We start from the raw sequence: 16,527 nt of genomic DNA, 5'->3' as shown, positions 1-16,527 counted from the left end.
ATAAAGATTTTGTGCAAAGCGCCAAAAAAAGTGGCTTGAACTGGCCGCCGTCAATAACATCGGGAATAAAGTCACTTTACTCCAGCCCCATAATCGGCTTCACTGCCTTAAACGCTCATTTCAAAAGCACAATAATGGAGACGCACACATGACTTTTTTCAAGCGCATGGTTATGCGGATTGTGATGGTTCTCGGATCGCTCAGTGCAACAACAGCGCTGCACGCCGATGTGTGGGACAGCGCCACACACGGTTACGCAGACAATAACGGTACGCGCATCCACTACGCAACCGTGGGCGAAGGTCCGTTGATGGTGATGATCCACGGCTTCCCGGATTTCTGGTACAGCTGGCGTCACCAGATGGAAGGCCTGCAGGATCAGTATCAGGTAGTGGCCATCGACCAGCGCGGTTATAACCTGAGCGACAAGCCAGCCGGTGATGAGAACTATGACATGCGCCTGCTGACAGCGGATGTGGCGGCAGTCATCCGCTCCTTCGGCCAGGACAGCGCCATCATTGTCGGCCATGACTGGGGTGGCATGGTGGCCTGGAATTTTGCCTTTGCCTATCCGCAGATGGTGAATAGACTGGTGGTGATGAACCTGCCTCACCCCAACGGCATGTTGCGCGAACTGACCATCAACGAGGAACAGCGTGCCAATAGTGATTATGCGCAGCGCTTTCAGGCGGGCAGCCCCTCAGATCCGGACATCTTTTTTGGCATGCCGATGATGCCGCAGACCCTGGCGGGCTGGGTGCAGGACCCGGTGGCGCGGCAGCGCTATGTCGACGCTTTTGCGCAGTCGGATTTCGACGCCATGATTGCCTACTACAAGCGCAACTACCCGCCACTGCCTGCCTTTTCAACCACGCCCCCGCCACCATCGCCGGATGTCCCTCAGCTGAATGTCCCGCTGCTGGTATTCCATGGCCTGGACGATACCGCGCTGCACTCGAATGGTCTGAATAACACCTGGGACTGGAATGATGCCGATACCACCATTGTCGCCGTGCCCGGGGCGGGTCATTTTGTTCAGCAGGATGCGGCGGAAATGGTCACGGACACGCTGCGCTGGTGGCTGGGCGCGCGGCGCTGATCAACGCCGCACTGGTTAAGCGGCGATACCAGACAGGGTGATGTGCTGTACATCCGTTCGACTGCTGGCATGCTCCATCGTGATGGCAACAATGTTGCCATTAATGTCGTAGTCTGCCAGCGTATTTTCATCCAGGTCTCTGGTTTCTACGACACCGACTGCGCGCAGCTCGATATACAAAGTATCTGTTTCCGCAAAATAACTCATTTTCATGGTCGAAACCCCCGATCGAAAAAGGCATTGTGCACAGTCTCCCGATCTGCGAGCAGGACAACGCGAAGATATTTATGATTCATCTCTGGAATAAGTCCCCAAATTCTAATACGTCCATCTGATTGAGTCACTTCCGAAATCGGATGGGCTATGACCTGTTCAATCCATCGTTGCTCGATCATCGCCCTGTCAGGTCGACTTTTTAACCTGTCAAAGTACGCAGTTGTTTTCATCTATGGGCCCGTCCATGCCGCAGAGTGTGCTACCTTCCAGGTTTGTAGCATATCAAACGCAGTTTTGCTTATTGTCCGGGGTATAGTCAAAATACATAAAGTTTCTTGATAGGTTGGAAAAACACGGATACTGCGCAATACTCTGCCTGAACATATAAAACAAGGACGTGATCTGATGCGTAGAATTCTTGTTTGCACTGGCGTCATCTGTTTTTCAGTACTTCTATACCTGATCTATCTGGCCAGCGATGCTGGGGAATTCCGCACTATCGTGAATCAGCCCTACGGACAGTGTCGTCAAATACCTGGCATGCCCGGCAGCGAAGACATCACTATTCATCCAAACGGGCTTTACGCTTACATCTCGAGCGATGATCGGCGATCGGTTATCGCGGGCAATCCAATACCAGGTGCCATTTTTCGTTATGACCTGACTAATGCCACTGCCGCTCGAGTCAATCTGACACCCGATGCCGATCTGCGCTTCCGTCCCCACGGCATCTCGCTTTATGTTGATGACGACGGGCGTGAAACACTGTTTGTCGTTAACCACCCCGGCGAGTCGCTGTTTGGTGCCCCTGACGGCGACAACTCAGGTCCATTGCACACCATCGAAGTGTTTGATGTGGCCGGGAATACATTGGTTCACCGGAAAACCCATGCCAGCGAATTGATGGTCAGCCCCAACGATGTGGTCGGTGTGAACCACGAGCAATTCTACTTCAGCAATGACCACGGATCAGGCCCGGGCCTGTTGCGGCAACTGGAAGACTATCTGCGCCTGCCCTGGGCCAATATTGTGTATTACGATGGCAATGGTTTTCTTGAGCTCGCTGACCGACTCAGTTATGCCAACGGCATCAACATCTCGCCCGATGGAAGTCAACTGTATGTGGCTGAAGTCAGCCGCAAGCGCGTTCAGGTCTATCAGCGTGACCCTGTCAGCGGCTCATTGACTCATCAGCAGCAGATCAACGTGGAATTTGGCGCAGACAATATAGAAATTGATCCGGCCACAGGAGATCTGTGGATAGGCGGACATGCCAAACTTCTGACTTTTATTCGTCATGCTGCGGATGCCAGCGTCCGTTCGCCGTCTCAGGTTGTTCGCGTCCGCGCAGAGGCTGACGATTATCAGATCAGCACCGAGTTTCTCGATAATGGCGCGCTGATTCCAGGCGCCAGCGTCGGTGCGTGGCACAACGGCCGGCTGCTGATCGGCTCCGTGTTTGAGGATCATATTGTTGATTGCAGTCTTTAACGCCGCCTGAGTTTGATTCGCTTATCGCAAGCAGGCTTTCTTTTAGACAGCATATTGCTTAGGCTAATTGCTATCACAATGATTCTGGGGTCCAAACAAAATGAACAGAGCCTTACTGAAAACCCTCACCCTGTTTTGCTGTCTGTGGCTTGTGCCCGTAGTATCGCACGCACAAACTGCTAACACAGACAGCCATGATCAGGCAGTCGCCGGTGCCATGGCTGCACTGGATGATTTCATGCGCACCTTCAATGCCAAAGATATGCAAGCCTGGGCAGCAACTCTGAATTATCCGCATGTGAGATTCGCCAGCGGCACCGTGACTGTCTGGCAAAATGCGGAAGAATTTGCCAGACAACCAACCTTTGAGAGGCTGGCCGCCATTGGCTGGGATCACTCCCACTGGCTCAGTCGTGAGCCGGTGCTGGTGTCGGCCGGCAAAGTGCACATCAACACCATATTTCAACGCTTTAACAGTGAGAATGAACCGATTGGCACCTACGAGTCGCTATACATTGTGACGCGCGACGCGCAGGGCAATTGGGGCACCCAGGCTCGCTCCAGTCTGGCGCCCTGAGTCTGTGCTGGTCGATTCTGTATTTTTAGAATTATAAAATTGTGTTGATCACATACTATGACAAGCAGCATCCAGAGAGTCACTACAAATCAGAGGCTTCTCTCAGCAAAATAAAATGCTCAATCAATCGGATCATCAAGTCTTTCTGATCGGGAATACTTTCCGCAACCAGCAGAGCCAGGGCCACCAAGGTATTATCATTGATCAACTGTTCAACCGGCTTGGCTAACAAGGAAGCATTCCTGCGCAGATACCACAGGAATAAAAACGAACCGCAGCGTTTGTTGCCATCAGCCAGGGGATGATTTTTGATCACAAAGTACAGCAGGTGAGCTGCGCGGCTGGCTACATTCGGGTAGAACAACTCCTCTCCAAAACCCTGCTCTATAGTAGCCAAGGCCGATGTCAGACCTTCACCTCTTAACTGGCCGAACAACTCAGTTGCCTCACCTTTAGCAATGAGGCTTTGCTTGAGCGCAGCAATGGCATTCAAGGCTTCATCCAGCCTTAGCGCCAGCATACCAGGCTGTTTGACATCGATAGTGCCCAGTTGCTGTTCATCATAGCCCTGTAGCAAGCTCCATGAGCGCGCATAATCACTGATTACGCTGGCGACTGCCTGACTTTCGTCGGAAACCAGACCTTGGTTAATAAGCGTGCGACCAAGAAGATCAACCGCCTGATTGAACTCAATCCCACGTTCCGCCAGACGGCGCTGATTGAGTGTATAACCTTGAACTAGATGATCTTTCAGTACACGAGTGGCCCACTGGCGGAATCGTGTTGCTCGCCTTGAGCTGACTCGATAACCTACTGAAATGATTACATCAAGATTGTAATGTTTGATTCGACGCTGAACCTGACGCTTGCCTTCCTGGCGAACTACTAAGAATTCCTTAGTAGTTGCGAAATCCACTAGCTCCTCATCCGAGAAAATGTTTTTGATATGCATCAACACGTTTTCGGGCGAAGTACCAAACAACTCCGCCATCTGCGCCTGACTCAACCACACAGTATCCTGCTCCAGCGCCACCTCAAGCTGCGCCTGGCCATCTTTTGATGTGTAAATCCGAATCTGCTGCTCAGCCATCTGTCAATCCTCTTCCCTGGACAGTGATTGATCTTAATTAACTAAAGCGCAAGCCGCTGATCTTCAACCATGGTAACTGATAACCCCCAAAGTCCGAGACCTCCTGGCTGATGGCCGCAATATCCAGCAACATCTGTGCGACATTACCGGTGATCATGGTCTCGGACAGCGCCTTGGTGCGCTGACCATTCTCCAGCAGGAAGCTGTTTTTGATGACACCGGAAAAATCGCCATTGGGTGCCGGGCTGCCCATGGAGAGGCGTCCGACCAGCGCCCCGCGTTCAACGCTGGCCTGCATATCAGCCCGGCTGACGTCACCGGCATCCATGCGCCAGGCACCACCGGCAGGCGTATGCGGGAGCTTCAATTTACGACTACCGTAGTAACTGGGCAGCTGACACTGAAGACGACCCGCGTCGATCACGGTCACCGGCTGCACGATAAAACCTTCGCCGTTGATGGGCGACTGACCGGCACCCTGGGGATTATTGCGCAGGGTCAACGTCGGGGCTGCAATCATCTCACCCACCGACTTCTGATACACCGATGCCTGACTCAGCAGCGCCACGTCACCCAATTGATCGGTCAGCCAGCCAATCAGATCCATCACGGCCATCGGCGTCAGAATCACGTCCCCGATGAATTTGGCTGGAATCATTTCTGTGCGCGTTTCCTGCACACTATTGGCCATCATGGCACCGATATCCAATACGTCCAGCGGCTGCTCTGGCAAGGCATCCAGGTCACCACCGGTATAGGTGAATGAGCTGCTGCCATGTTCATCCTTGCTGGAACCCATGATCATCATGCTGTAGCTGCCCAGCGACGACATCAGCGCGGTATTACGACTGGTGACGATGAAGGTTTTCTGCAGCGCATGCTTGACCGTACATTCTTCAATTACAAAGTTGGGGTACTGCTTGCCGCGCGCATCAAGCAGACTTTTGGCGCACGCTGCGATGGCTTCGCGATCAGCCGCCTGCGGCCCTTTCGTGAATTCGCCCTGCTGATCCGGCGCCACAGCATAGGCGGCATCCTGAGGTGACGCCTTTACATCGCGCTGCATGTCGGCAATGGTTCGCTGCACGGCAGCATCATCCAGACTGGATACCGATGCCGTTACCCGGCGCTGATCCTTGATAGCCATCAGCGACAGCGCCTGGCTCTGTGTGGTGCGCATCAGGCTGACATGGTTATGGGCGATGTTAAGCTCATTGACATCTGTTACGGAAATACTGACACGTCCGTCCTCGAATCCGGCATCCAGCAATGCCTGCAGAATGTTTTTGGCCTGTGTCTGCATTATTCACCTCCCAGTTGTGCTTTGGCGCGCAGCGCCGGTCCACCCATGGACACCACCATCGGTTGTTTCTTGCCGCAATAGCCTGAGTTTTCCCAGCTCATATCCGAGGATACTGCATCTACCGACTGCAGCATTTTGATGGCTGAACCGGACAGCGTGGTGTCCTTGATAGCCCGACCCAGCTTGCCGTTTTTGATCTCGTAACCCAGGTTCACGCCGAACATGAATTCGGTCGTGGTATCCGCCTGACCGTTGCCGGTTTTCATCAGGTAGTAGCCGTCTTCTACGTCCGCAATCATGTCGTCCAGCTGACTGGTGCCGGGTAGAATGGCGGTGTTGCGCATGCGGATCAGCGGCTCATCATCCGGTGCGTAGGCGCGGGCGTTGCCGGTAGGCTGATCATCAAAACGCGTTGATGTTTCGCGGCTGTGCATGAAGTCTGTAAGCATGCCGTTTTTGATCAGCGTCACATCACGTGACGGTGTGCCTTCATCATCGGCATACACCGGCATCAGTAGCTCTTCACCATTGTAGCTGTTAGCAAAATCCACCATGGTCACCAGCTCACTGGCAATACGCTGACCACGCAAGTCGCCGGTCACCGCGCCGCCCAGCACAATATCGGCTTCGCAGGGATGCCCCATGGCTTCATGCGCCAGAATGCCGGCCAGATCCGGCGCCAGCACCACGGTCTGCAAACCACCTTTAGCATGCACCGCTTCGCGTTTGGCCATCAGGTGTTGATACAACTCATCCAGTTGTTGTTCAACGGATGTCATGGACAAGTCCAGATCACCAAAACTGCCCTTGCCGCTGATAATCTGCATCAGTTCCACCGGCTTGTCGTCCTTATCTTTCACAGTCAGCATCATGTAGGTCAGCGCGCGTGAAATATTGTTAAACACACGCGCACCTACGCTGTTCTGCACAGACTTGTCATGAAACTCATCCATGGCCACCAGCTTGACCGAGGCAAGGTTGTCGTAACGCGATAGTGCCAGGTCGTTCACCGCTTTCAGCCAGTCAATGATCTGCTCCGAAGACCAGTTGGGGCGGCAGGCAATCCGATGTTCCCCCTGATACCCTTCAGTCGGCAAGGCCCGGCTGTTACCACCAAAGACCTGCATGGCACGCGCATTAGAAAGCGCCAGGTTGCCTAGTTTATCGGCGCCCGCAGGTTCGCTGGACGATGCAAATCCCCAATAGCCGTTTTGATAAACACGCGCTGACTGCCCGACCATGTGCGTGCTGTCGTTGGCCATCAGGCTGCCATCAATCATGACCAGCCGGCGCTTGCGCAGCTCATGCTGGCGGAATTCATTGTATTCACCTGCATTGGTGAAATTTACGAATGACATGCAATACTCCTCAAATTTATTTGGTAAATCGCGCCGACTTTGAACGCCCTAGTGCTGCAAACAGCAACCGCATGGGCAGATGACGCACCATAAACACCATAAGCCGGTAATTCCAGCCTTGCACGGAAATCAGACGACCTTTTTCAATATCCCGGAACGACCGGGCGACCACCTGTTCCGCCGTCCACGCCCGCAAAAAACCGCGGGTCTGGTAAAAAGTCTCCGGGTTCAGCCCCATACGCGAGTGAAAATCCGTGATAGTAAAACCGGGACACAGCGCCAGGGCTTTCAAACCCTCACGGCGATAGGCCAGCCCTACACTTTCCGTAAAGCTTCTCACATAGGCCTTGGTCGGACCATACAGCACGCTCTGGCCAGTGGGTATCCAGCTGGCCACCGAGGCGACATTGATCAGGATGCCCTGTGCCGTCAGCAGATTGGGCAGTGCCGCATGGGTCAGTTGCGTGGTGGCGGTGACATGCACATCCAGCAGAGCCCGATGCTTCTCCCAAGGTACCTCACCCAGACGTCCGTCCACCGCATAACCGGCATTATTGACCAGTGCATCCAACCTCGGAAATTGCGAAACTGTGTCTACCAGCGCCAGCAAATCATCAGGATCAGACAGGTCACCGATTTTAAGCTCGACCTGAATTGAGTATTGCTGCGTCAGGCGCTCAACCAGTTCGTTCAATTCCTTTTCACGCCGCCCAGTCAACAGCAGATCATAGCCGCGCTGCGCAAACGCGTCGGCATAAGCAGCGCCAATACCGCTGGTGGCACCGGTGATGAGGGCAAGACGATTTGGCATCAGTCGCTCCAGAGGTCAGGAAGAAGCAGAAAAAGTTTATGTTGAACCGGAAGCACTGGGTGAGGATGTCTGAGCTGTCGGCTTAAACCGGGCATAGACCCACCCCGCGGGTGCTCCGGCCAATGCCATCAGCGCCAGCGCTGCCATATTGCGTGTTGCTGCGATCGGTGTCATCGGCAATACAGCATTCAGTGTAACCAGCAACACAAGAACTGCCGCTGCGCCAGCGAGTACAAACATGCCTTCTCGCGGCAAGGACAGGCGCCGGATCAATTGACCGGCCACAAAAAAACCGATTGCCAGCGCGATACCCGCCAGCAGACCATACGCCAGTCCAAAGTTAAAAATGTCCTGCACAGTCGTCCACAACCATAAACCAGGCGGCACTGCCACATCCAGATCCACAATGGCGAGCAGATTGAACTGTGTCTGCACGACAGAGCCAAGAACCGTTGCTGTCACCACAGCCAACAGCCAGGCAATCAACGTTCTGCCGAATATTCTGAGTTGCATGCAACTGATCCCCGCTTCGCTGATGTTCTGTTAGGATAGTACCTAAATTCCTGCTGCGCGGATATTGTCATGAAAAAGCTGCTTGTCTGTCTGGTACTGCTGGCGTTGGCACCATCGGCCGGAGCCGATAACTTGCAGGTCGACACGGTGGCTGAAGGGCTTGAGAACCCCTGGTCGCTGGCCTTTCTGCCAGATGGCCGCATGCTGGTTACCGAGCGTGCCGGACGGCTGCGCATAATCGACAATGGCACACTGCTGCCAGAGGCCGTCAGCGGCGTTCCGCAGGCCTACGTCAATAGCCAGGCGGGATTGTTTGAAGTACTCCCGGCACCCGATTTCGCCGACAGCGGCATGATATATCTGTCATTGGCCGCGGGAACGGCAAGTGCCAACTCGCTGCTGGTCGTCCGCGGTCGCTTACAGGGCAACGCATTGACAGGTGTCGAGGAAATTTTTCGCGCTCAGCCTCTGCGATCAACACCAGTGCATTACGGCGCACGCATGCTCTGGTTACCCGACGGCACTCTGCTGGTCAGTTATGGCGATGGATTTGACTATCGGGAGGATGCCCAGCGACTCGCCAATCATACGGGCAGCGTGTTTCGCCTGAACGCCGATGGCTCGGCGCCAACTGACAACCCATTCTACAACAGCGCGGCAGCACAGCCGGTCATTTTCAGCTATGGCCACCGCAATGTGCAGGGCCTGGCCTATGACCCGATCGACAATCGCATCTGGCAGCACGAACATGGCCCGCGTGGAGGCGATGAACTCAATATTCTGGAATCAGGCATAAACTACGGCTGGCCGATTGTTGCGCACGCCGTCAACTACAGTGGCGCGCGGGTCACCCCTTTCTCAGAACTGCCTGGGGTCAGGAACCCTGTACATATCTGGCACTCCGCCGTCGCGCCGGGCGGCCTGGCCGTCTATCGTGGCGAACTGTTCAGTGACTGGAACGGCAATATTCTGGTGGCTGGCCTGGGCAGTCAGGCCATGCACCGTCTGGTCATAGAAGATGAACGAGTGATCAGCGAAGAACGCTTGCTGCAGTCACTGAACCAACGCATACGCGATGTCCGCATCGGGCCCGAGGGAGCCATTTATATTCTGACCGACAGCAGCGAAGGCGCGATGCTGCGCATCACGCCCCGGTAAGGTTAATTGCCGCCCTCACCCTCAAGAGCCGCGTCGACTTCGCGCTGATCCTCCAACTGCTCGAGCATGCGCGCCCCCGCCAGAATGCCCGAGAAAGCGTAGTTGCCTTCATGGCAGGCATACTCATACATCATATCCCCGGCAGGACGACGGTTCATGGGTATTTCAGCAGTCCAGGGCTGGGCAAACACTGTCGGATCCTCCAGTGTCACGCTGTAGATGATCTTGTCAGGGCTCTCCAGAGAGAAGCGCTCTGTGACCCGCAAGTTCTCCGAACTCCCCCTGAAAGTTTGCTGCGGATGAAAGTGGCGGGTCTCTACCACCAGTGTATCGCCCTCCCAGCGACCCACTGACTGCCCCATCCAGGTCTGCGTATCATGTGCCGTGTGATCCCGGTTGAGAGGAATAATACGGGCGTCATGCACCATCTCCACCAGGATCATGACGTGATCATCAGTCTGCACGATCTGGTAGTTGTTGTTATACATAACCGGAAGCATGGGTGGCCCGGAACTGGAACCAAAAGACAGCAGGCAGCGCTCGCCCAGGGGGCGCAACTCGGGTCCGTCATAGGCCTGCACACCCGGCCTGGCTCGCCACTCGGCAGCCTGCCCGCGGGGACGCGGCTCTTCCACATAAGGAATGCGTCCATTGGCCGGATCCACAATCAGTGAGGTGCGATATTGCCCATTGATCATGGCCACGCCGGTACCGCGGTCCACCCAGAAATTGTTATAACCCAGATCGGTATTGCCATCAGTGGGCGGAGGTCGGTTTGGATCACTGGGCTGGTTGGCATTCTCGATGCGCATGCGAGCGTTAAACTCCAGCTCGCTTGCCTGTTCCGGGGTCAGAACAGCCTGATCAGCCAGCGCTGCCGGTCGCTCCAGAGGTGTCTGCGTGGCGTTAGTCCACAAGCCCTGCAGATCGGGTTTGCCATCTGGCGTTCTGGGCAGGACCCGTTCTTCACCTTGTGCAGATACCGCCGAAATTGGAGTAAAAAACATCAGGCCAAGCAGGCTGGTGTATGCGACGGACTTACGGATACTTCTTGCAGTAAACATAGGATGCTCCCTGAGTATCTCTGTTGTTATTTTTTACCACTTATAACAGAAGTTTTTTCAGTAAGCCATCACCTCTGCTTATCCGCATCAGTCAGCCGTGCAAAGTCCAGTTGTACGTTAGCGGAATAAATCACCCGATAGTCATCACTTTCATGCGGTTCGGTGTTGTGCGTCAGGTAGCTGGGAAACACCACAAACAACCCTTTTTTCGGCTGAATGGAATATCGGTAAGGCATCCAGCACAACTCCGGGGGATAGAAGTGCTGAAAGTGCCCGCGAGCCGGATTATCGAAGACCAGCTGTCCCGTCCCGTCGGTGGCCGCCGCATAGAACACCATACTTAAGTGCGACAGCGGGTGAGTATGCTGGGGCACAAAGTGTCCCCGGCCGTAGACCGACGCCCAGGCACTGTCCAGACGCATTCCGGTCCCGGCCTTGCCCACCACTTGCAGATACTGGGCAAAAACCTGCAAAGCGACCTGATTCATGAACGCAAAATCTTCACGGCGAGCGAGATTTACGCTATGAAAAGACGTGAAGCCATAACGTCTGATATCATCCGCACCGCGGGCGCGCTGACCGCTGTGCCAGGCATCACTGATCAAGCCGGCGTCGGGGAATTCCTCCATCAGCTCCATGGCTTTGCCATAAAACTGATCGGCGATGGCATCGATATCTGGATAATCATCGATGGCAATCACTGGATGGCTGAACATTTGAATGATCTGGCCCATGGAGCTCCCTCAACTGACACTTTCGGAATGGACTGGCACTTGTTATACCAGCAAGTACCTGATGTGAACAGCCCGTGAACCGTGCGCTGCCATCCACCGTAGAAATCAATACCTGAAAAACAATAAACCGGAGTAATGTTCATGAAATCCAGATTCATCGCTTTTCTTGTCGCAACCGCCCTGTTACTGCCGTCAACTTTGTCCGCTCAGGGCTCGATTGACGGTTTTTGGAGCTTTGTCATGAACGGACCGTTCGGCGCGGTAACAGCGGAAGTCGATCTGTTTGCTGACGGCACTGTCCTGATCGGTCAGTTTGAACTGAGCGATGGCCAGGTCTGGCCGATCGAAAATGGCACGGTCAATGGCAACTCGATCAACTTTGATCTGCCCCGTGGCGACTCGGGAGTCGTCTATCGAATGTCCGCAACCATCCAGGGCGATCAGGCCACCGGCACCGCCACTGCCATGGGCACCACTGCCGAATGGACCATGACCCGCTCTCAGTAACTAAAGTCCTGTTACAGTTGGCTTTCAGTGTGGACTCAGCCAGAATGCTATCTGGCATCTTGAGACCACCCCATGGCCCTTACATTTGCATGTTCTCTGGCGCTCGTCCTGCCACTGTTTATGTGGCAGATGCTTTATCCGCAATCTGACTGGGCGGCCCTGGCGCTGCTCCCGTTGATGTTGATGATTTTCATGGGGAGCCTGAAGGCAGCACTGACCAGGCGCCAGGCAGAACTATCCGCTATATTGCTCCCGGTATCAGGTCTTAATCGTTGGCTGAGAGGTCGCATCATGGCCTGTCTGTCAGCGACCCTGGTAACTGTGATAACTGTTGTCTTGCTGGCTTCAAAAACGCTGACCGCTGACTGGGCTGAAGGGCTGACATTGACCGCGCTTTGTATAAGCACATTCTGGGTGTTTGACGGCCTGCGCAGCAAACTGGTCGGGCATGTGCAGCCACAGTTTATGCCAGCACTTGCGACCAGTCTGAGTGCCCTGGTCACCGGTACTCTCTTCTTTCCTGTTTACACCTGGGTATCCTGGACGCTGATACCCGTTCCTGGTCACTTGCGTGGCAGTGGTTTTAACGATGCCATGATGCAGGGGCTGACAACTTTGCCTGATCGCAGCGGCTGGGTCACGGAACTACTCAGTCTGATTGTGACGCTGGACAACGCCAAATTGTGGCTATTTCTCAACCTGGGCAACAATCCCCTGCTCTTGCTGGTCTATGTGATTTACGCTGCCACTATCTGTTTTGTACTGGCTCGCGGCGTCGCCGCAATCGCCGCGCTGTACAGGGTTTACACGCCAACATGAAGACTGATCAGCCAAACTCCAGCCATTCACTATTCTCCGTATTCTTCTGGGGCAGCATCTACACGATGATCGCCATCACGCTCGGTTTGTTGTTGCTGAGTGTATGGCAGAGTCAGAAACCGACTCCTGCAGGCGGTGAAACAATTCAATTCGGCGCGGCAGTAGTCGTCAGTCCGGAACCCCCAGCGGAGATCGAATCAGGCACTTTGCGCCGTTATTTCCGGCAAGCCAACCAACAGGCCTTCCAGGCCAGTGCTGCGGCACTTGATCAACTGTTAATTGAGTTGTATGCCCCGGTCTACGCCGGTATCAGTGACTATGCTGATTTTCACTACTCCATTCGCGGTGAATATACTGAATTGGCATCAGCGGCTATCGGTCAGATTGGTGACAGCATGCAGCAGATCATGTTTGCCGGGTTTGATGAACGACTGAACCGAACTTCAGCGATACTGGACAGCACCTATGCCTCAGTGTTTCAGACGGCTCTGACTGAAGCGATTCAAAATGAACTGCCCGAAGGCCTGCAACTGGAATCGCTGGGCTCTATTACACGCACTGCAATCGATAGTGCCACATCCAGAGCACAGGTCACAGTCCCGGTCGCCACGGCGACAGCCTCGGTGGGCGGCTTTGCCATGGCAAAAATCCTGTCCAAGAAAGTAGCCACCAAAGTCGCTGCCAAAGCAGCCCTCAAAGGCGGAACCTCAGTGCTGGGCGGCACGGGTGCTGGCGCTGCTGCCGGGGCTGTGTTTGGTCCGGTGGGCAGCGCCGTGGGAGCAGTCATTGGCGGCGTCAGTGCCTGGCTGGCGGCTGACGCCGTGATAATTGGCATTGATGAGCACTTCAACAGGGACGAATTTGAGTCTCAGCTGTCAGATCTTGTTGATGAAAATAAAGCTCAATTGCAGGCGCATCTGCTGACGTCGCTGGCGGCAAAACAGGTCGATATGGACACGTTTACCTTACAGGAACTAAATGAATCATTGCCCTGACTTTGATTGCCAGTTTCGGGAGCGGGCAGTGTGTTTTACATACAACCACGGATGTATCGTAATTTGTAGTCAGTCAGACCCGCTCAACAAAAAAGGCCGGTAGATCAATGTCCACCGGCCTGTGAGCTGGCCATCTGAATTGTCTTACTTCTGCGGCGCCCTGGTGTAGCGCAGGTAAGGCAGCTTCACATCGATCTCACCAAACTTCTCTTTGGCTTGCTCATCATTGAGACTCAGCGCCACAATCACATCCTGACCGGGCACCCAGTCAGCCGGCGTCGCAATCGGCACGCCGTCGGTCGCCTGCACTGCATCCAGGGCACGCAGGATCTCGGCAAAGTTCCGGCCTACCGACATCGGATAAATCATCATCAGGCGGATTTTCTTATCCGGGCCAATAATAAACACGGTACGCACGGTGGCACTGTCTGCGGGAGTGCGACCGTCTGGCAGATAGGCATCAGCCGGCAGCATGTCGTACAGCTTTGAGACCGCCAGGGACGTGTCGTCGATAATCGGAAAATCAGCCGGCGCTCCAGCAACCGCGGCAATATCAGCCTTCCACTTCTTGTGCTCCTCTACAGTGTCCACCGAAACACCCATGACTTTGGTGTTACGCCTGGCGAACTCAGGAGCCAGCCTGGCCACGGCACCGAACTCAGTTGTGCAGACTGGCGTAAAATCTTTGGGGTGAGAAAACAGTATCGCATAACTATCGCCAATCCAGTCATGCAGCGTCAGTTCACCGGCTGTTGAGTCGGCTGTGAAATTTGGGGCAACATCATTAATTCTCAGGGACATTTCGTCGTACCTCCGTTAAATTAGTCAGGTATCTTGCGTGTTCAGTGCCAGTATTCCACCAGCTACTTAATCCGTAAAGATATAAATTTAGATCGTTATGTAATATAAAATCTATGAGGCGCTTTTCGATGTCTGATTTTAACACGCTGATTCAAGACGGTCTTAACCGCCGCGCATTTCTGAAATCCAGCCTGAGTGTCGGACTTTTTATGGCCGGTGCTACCACCTGCCGTGCCGCGACAGGCAACTAGACATCACCTCTGTTAGGCTTCCAGCCAGTGCCGACAAGCACAATGGATGACTTCAGAGTTCCCGCTGGATACATCGCCGAGCCCCTGATCTCCTGGGGCGACCCGCTGCTGCCCGACGCACCGAATCACGATGACAGTGCGCTGCAGCCCGCCAGCGCGCAACTGTTGCAGATGGGCGACAATAACGATGGCATGAGCTTTTTTCCCATCACTGCGGACCATGCTCTGCTGGTCGTAAACAATGAATACAGCAATCTGCACACCCTGCACGCCCATGACGGCAGTGACATGACTGTCGATGATGTACTCAAGGATCAATATGCACACGGCGTATCTGTTGTGGAGATTCGTCAGCATATGCCCGGTGGTTTTTGGCAGTACCAGCCGCAGGCTCCGCTGAACCGCCGAATCACAGCCCGCACAGCCATGCAATTCAGTGGCCCGGCGGCCGGTCATGCGCATTTGCAGACAAGCGATGACCCTGAAGGACTGCAATGCCTCGGCACCTTTGGCAACTGCGCCAATGGCAAAACCCCCTGGGGCACCTATCTGACCTGTGAAGAAAACACTAATGACTATTTTGCCGCCAGCCGTGATTTTACCCCCGATGCTGCACAGCAGCGCTACGGTCTAAATGCCGATGATGAGTATGGACGCCAGTGGTATCGCCACGATGCACGTTTTGATCTGTCGCTTCACCCCAGGGAGGCCAACCGTTTTGGCTGGATTGTTGAATTCGATCCACTGGATCCCGACTCGGTGCCAGTCAAGCGCACTGCGCTGGGACGTTTCAGCCATGAGAATGCGGCACTGGCTTTGACAAACGATGGGCGCGCGGTTGTCTACATGGGCGATGATGCGCGCGGGGAGCATATCTACAAATTTGTCTCTAACCGTGCTTATGACCCTGCCAACCCGGCTGCCAATCGCAATCTGCTGGATGAAGGTACATTGTATGTCGCCCGTTTTGACGCAGAGCCTGGCGAGTTGCACGGACGCGGCCAATGGCTGGCACTGACCCACGGCCAGAATGGCCTGGACCAGAGTTCGGGATTTGCCGATCAGGCTGAGGTGCTGATTTTTGCCAGACTGGCCGCCACTCAAGTCGGCGGGACGACCATGGATCGACCAGAATGGATCGCAGTCCATCCTCAGAATGGCTCAGTGCTATGCACGCTGACCAACAATCGCAACCGAGGGGTTCACGACAACCAGCCTGCCGGAGGTCCCAATCCTCGTGCCGAAAATCACTACGGTCAGATTGTTCGCTGGTGGCCCGACAGTCAGGACCATGCCAGCGAAAGCTTCCAGTGGGATCTGTTTGTACTGGCAGGCAACCCAACCGTGCATGCCGGTACGCCTTACGCCGGCAGTCGCAACATCACCGCCGACAATATGTTTAACAGCCCGGATGGATTGGCATTTGATGACCACGGACGACTGTGGATTCAGACTGACGGCAACTACTCCAACACGGGTGATTTCGCCGGCATGGGCAACAACCAGATATTGTGTGCTGATCCACAGACAGGCGAAATTCGCCGTTTCGCCACCGGCCCGATTGGATGTGAACTCACTGGCGCCACCTTCAGTCCAGATCAGCGCACTTTGTTTGTGGGTGTGCAGCATCCAGGGGAAGATGGCCTGCCATCTCACTTCCCAAATGGCGGCGACAGTCGGCCCAGGTCAACAATCATGATGATCCGCCGCGTTGACGGGGGCGTTGTTGGCAGCTGAGAC

Annotated in this window: 17 protein-coding genes and 1 pseudogene; 9 read left to right on the top strand and 9 right to left on the bottom strand. The window is 54.6% G+C overall.

Features of this window, described 5'->3' with window-relative positions:
• Positions 1-148 precede the first annotated feature (148 nt).
• On the top strand, positions 149-1,099 hold the full coding sequence (locus tag PS2015_RS03090; RefSeq protein ID WP_237113365.1) for an alpha/beta fold hydrolase: 951 nt from the start codon (positions 149-151) through the stop codon (positions 1,097-1,099).
• Positions 1,100-1,114: 15 nt separating this feature from the next.
• Here PS2015_RS03090 and PS2015_RS03085 read toward each other — a convergent pair whose 3' ends face one another.
• On the bottom strand, positions 1,115-1,312 hold the full coding sequence (locus PS2015_RS03085; RefSeq protein WP_058020853.1) for a DUF2283 domain-containing protein: 198 nt from the start codon (positions 1,310-1,312) through the stop codon (positions 1,115-1,117).
• A gap of 408 nt (positions 1,313-1,720) precedes the next feature.
• Here PS2015_RS03085 and PS2015_RS03075 point away from each other — a divergent pair, with 408 nt between their 5' ends.
• Positions 1,721-2,806, top strand: coding sequence for a strictosidine synthase family protein (locus PS2015_RS03075; protein ID WP_058020849.1), 1,086 nt, complete (start codon positions 1,721-1,723; stop codon positions 2,804-2,806).
• Positions 2,807-2,906: 100 nt separating this feature from the next.
• Complete coding sequence (locus PS2015_RS03070; protein WP_082627934.1) at positions 2,907-3,383, top strand: DUF6841 family protein; 477 nt, start codon at positions 2,907-2,909, stop codon at positions 3,381-3,383.
• Between the two features lie 82 nt (positions 3,384-3,465).
• On the opposite strand, the gene PS2015_RS03065 is transcribed toward PS2015_RS03070, so the two are convergent.
• Genes PS2015_RS03065 through PS2015_RS03045 form a run of 5 tightly spaced genes read right to left on the bottom strand, consistent with a single transcriptional unit; the run spans position 3,466 to position 8,458 of the window.
• Entirely contained in the window at positions 3,466-4,473 is a 1,008-nt protein-coding gene (locus PS2015_RS03065) for a virulence RhuM family protein/type II toxin-antitoxin system death-on-curing family toxin (protein WP_058020847.1), read from the bottom strand.
• A 37-nt stretch (positions 4,474-4,510) separates the two neighbouring features.
• Entirely contained in the window at positions 4,511-5,776 is a 1,266-nt protein-coding gene (locus tag PS2015_RS03060; RefSeq protein ID WP_058020845.1) for a metallopeptidase TldD-related protein, read from the bottom strand.
• A complete protein-coding gene (locus tag PS2015_RS03055) occupies positions 5,776-7,134 on the bottom strand; it encodes a TldD/PmbA family protein (RefSeq protein WP_058020843.1) in 1,359 nt (452 codons plus the stop codon). The genes PS2015_RS03060 and PS2015_RS03055 overlap by 1 nt, the downstream gene beginning before the upstream one ends.
• Positions 7,135-7,150: 16 nt before the next feature.
• Positions 7,151-7,945 carry an SDR family NAD(P)-dependent oxidoreductase gene (locus tag PS2015_RS03050; RefSeq protein WP_058020841.1) on the bottom strand — a complete coding sequence of 265 codons (795 nt, stop codon included), beginning with the start codon at positions 7,943-7,945 and terminating at the stop codon, positions 7,151-7,153.
• Positions 7,946-7,981: 36 nt separating this feature from the next.
• Positions 7,982-8,458, bottom strand: a complete 477-nt coding sequence (locus tag PS2015_RS03045; RefSeq protein ID WP_058020839.1) for a hypothetical protein — start codon at positions 8,456-8,458, stop codon at positions 7,982-7,984.
• Between the two features lie 69 nt (positions 8,459-8,527).
• Here PS2015_RS03045 and PS2015_RS03040 point away from each other — a divergent pair, with 69 nt between their 5' ends.
• Positions 8,528-9,616: a PQQ-dependent sugar dehydrogenase gene (locus PS2015_RS03040; RefSeq protein ID WP_058020837.1), complete on the top strand. Its 1,089-nt coding sequence runs from the start codon at positions 8,528-8,530 to the stop codon at positions 9,614-9,616.
• A gap of 2 nt (positions 9,617-9,618) precedes the next feature.
• Here PS2015_RS03040 and PS2015_RS03035 read toward each other — a convergent pair whose 3' ends face one another.
• Both PS2015_RS03035 and PS2015_RS03030 read right to left on the bottom strand, forming a co-directional pair.
• On the bottom strand, positions 9,619-10,680 hold the full coding sequence (locus PS2015_RS03035) for a hypothetical protein (RefSeq protein ID WP_058020835.1): 1,062 nt from the start codon (positions 10,678-10,680) through the stop codon (positions 9,619-9,621).
• Positions 10,681-10,748: 68 nt separating this feature from the next.
• Positions 10,749-11,414 carry a putative 2OG-Fe(II) oxygenase gene (locus PS2015_RS03030; RefSeq protein ID WP_058020833.1) on the bottom strand — a complete coding sequence of 222 codons (666 nt, stop codon included), beginning with the start codon at positions 11,412-11,414 and terminating at the stop codon, positions 10,749-10,751.
• Between the two features lie 141 nt (positions 11,415-11,555).
• Here PS2015_RS03030 and PS2015_RS03025 point away from each other — a divergent pair, with 141 nt between their 5' ends.
• The 3 genes from PS2015_RS03025 (at position 11,556) to PS2015_RS03015 (ending at position 13,735) form a co-directional block, all read left to right on the top strand.
• Complete coding sequence (locus PS2015_RS03025; protein WP_058020831.1) at positions 11,556-11,921, top strand: hypothetical protein; 366 nt, start codon at positions 11,556-11,558, stop codon at positions 11,919-11,921.
• Positions 11,922-11,993: 72 nt separating this feature from the next.
• Positions 11,994-12,740 carry a hypothetical protein gene (locus PS2015_RS03020; protein ID WP_058020829.1) on the top strand — a complete coding sequence of 249 codons (747 nt, stop codon included), beginning with the start codon at positions 11,994-11,996 and terminating at the stop codon, positions 12,738-12,740.
• Complete coding sequence (locus PS2015_RS03015) at positions 12,737-13,735, top strand: hypothetical protein (RefSeq protein WP_058020827.1); 999 nt, start codon at positions 12,737-12,739, stop codon at positions 13,733-13,735. The genes PS2015_RS03020 and PS2015_RS03015 overlap by 4 nt, the downstream gene beginning before the upstream one ends.
• Before the next feature lie 144 nt (positions 13,736-13,879).
• On the opposite strand, the gene PS2015_RS03010 is transcribed toward PS2015_RS03015, so the two are convergent.
• Positions 13,880-14,536 (bottom strand): peroxiredoxin, encoded by a 657-nt coding sequence (locus tag PS2015_RS03010; RefSeq protein WP_058020826.1) that lies wholly within the window; start codon positions 14,534-14,536, stop codon positions 13,880-13,882.
• Positions 14,537-14,664: 128 nt separating this feature from the next.
• Between PS2015_RS03010 and PS2015_RS16010 the strand changes: the two genes are divergently transcribed.
• Together PS2015_RS16010 and PS2015_RS03005 are read left to right on the top strand one after the other, a co-directional pair.
• Positions 14,665-14,787, top strand: a complete 123-nt coding sequence (locus tag PS2015_RS16010) for a hypothetical protein (protein ID WP_418054914.1) — start codon at positions 14,665-14,667, stop codon at positions 14,785-14,787.
• Positions 14,788-16,524: pseudogene (locus PS2015_RS03005) on the top strand (PhoX family protein); the annotation flags it as partial.
• Positions 16,525-16,527 lie beyond the last annotated feature (3 nt).

Source organism: Pseudohongiella spirulinae (assembly GCF_001444425.1).
Taxonomy (GTDB): Bacteria; Pseudomonadota; Gammaproteobacteria; order Pseudomonadales; family Pseudohongiellaceae; genus Pseudohongiella; species Pseudohongiella spirulinae.
The sequence above is the reverse complement of the archived record's forward strand: the minus strand, read 5'-3'. Positions and strand labels throughout refer to the sequence as shown.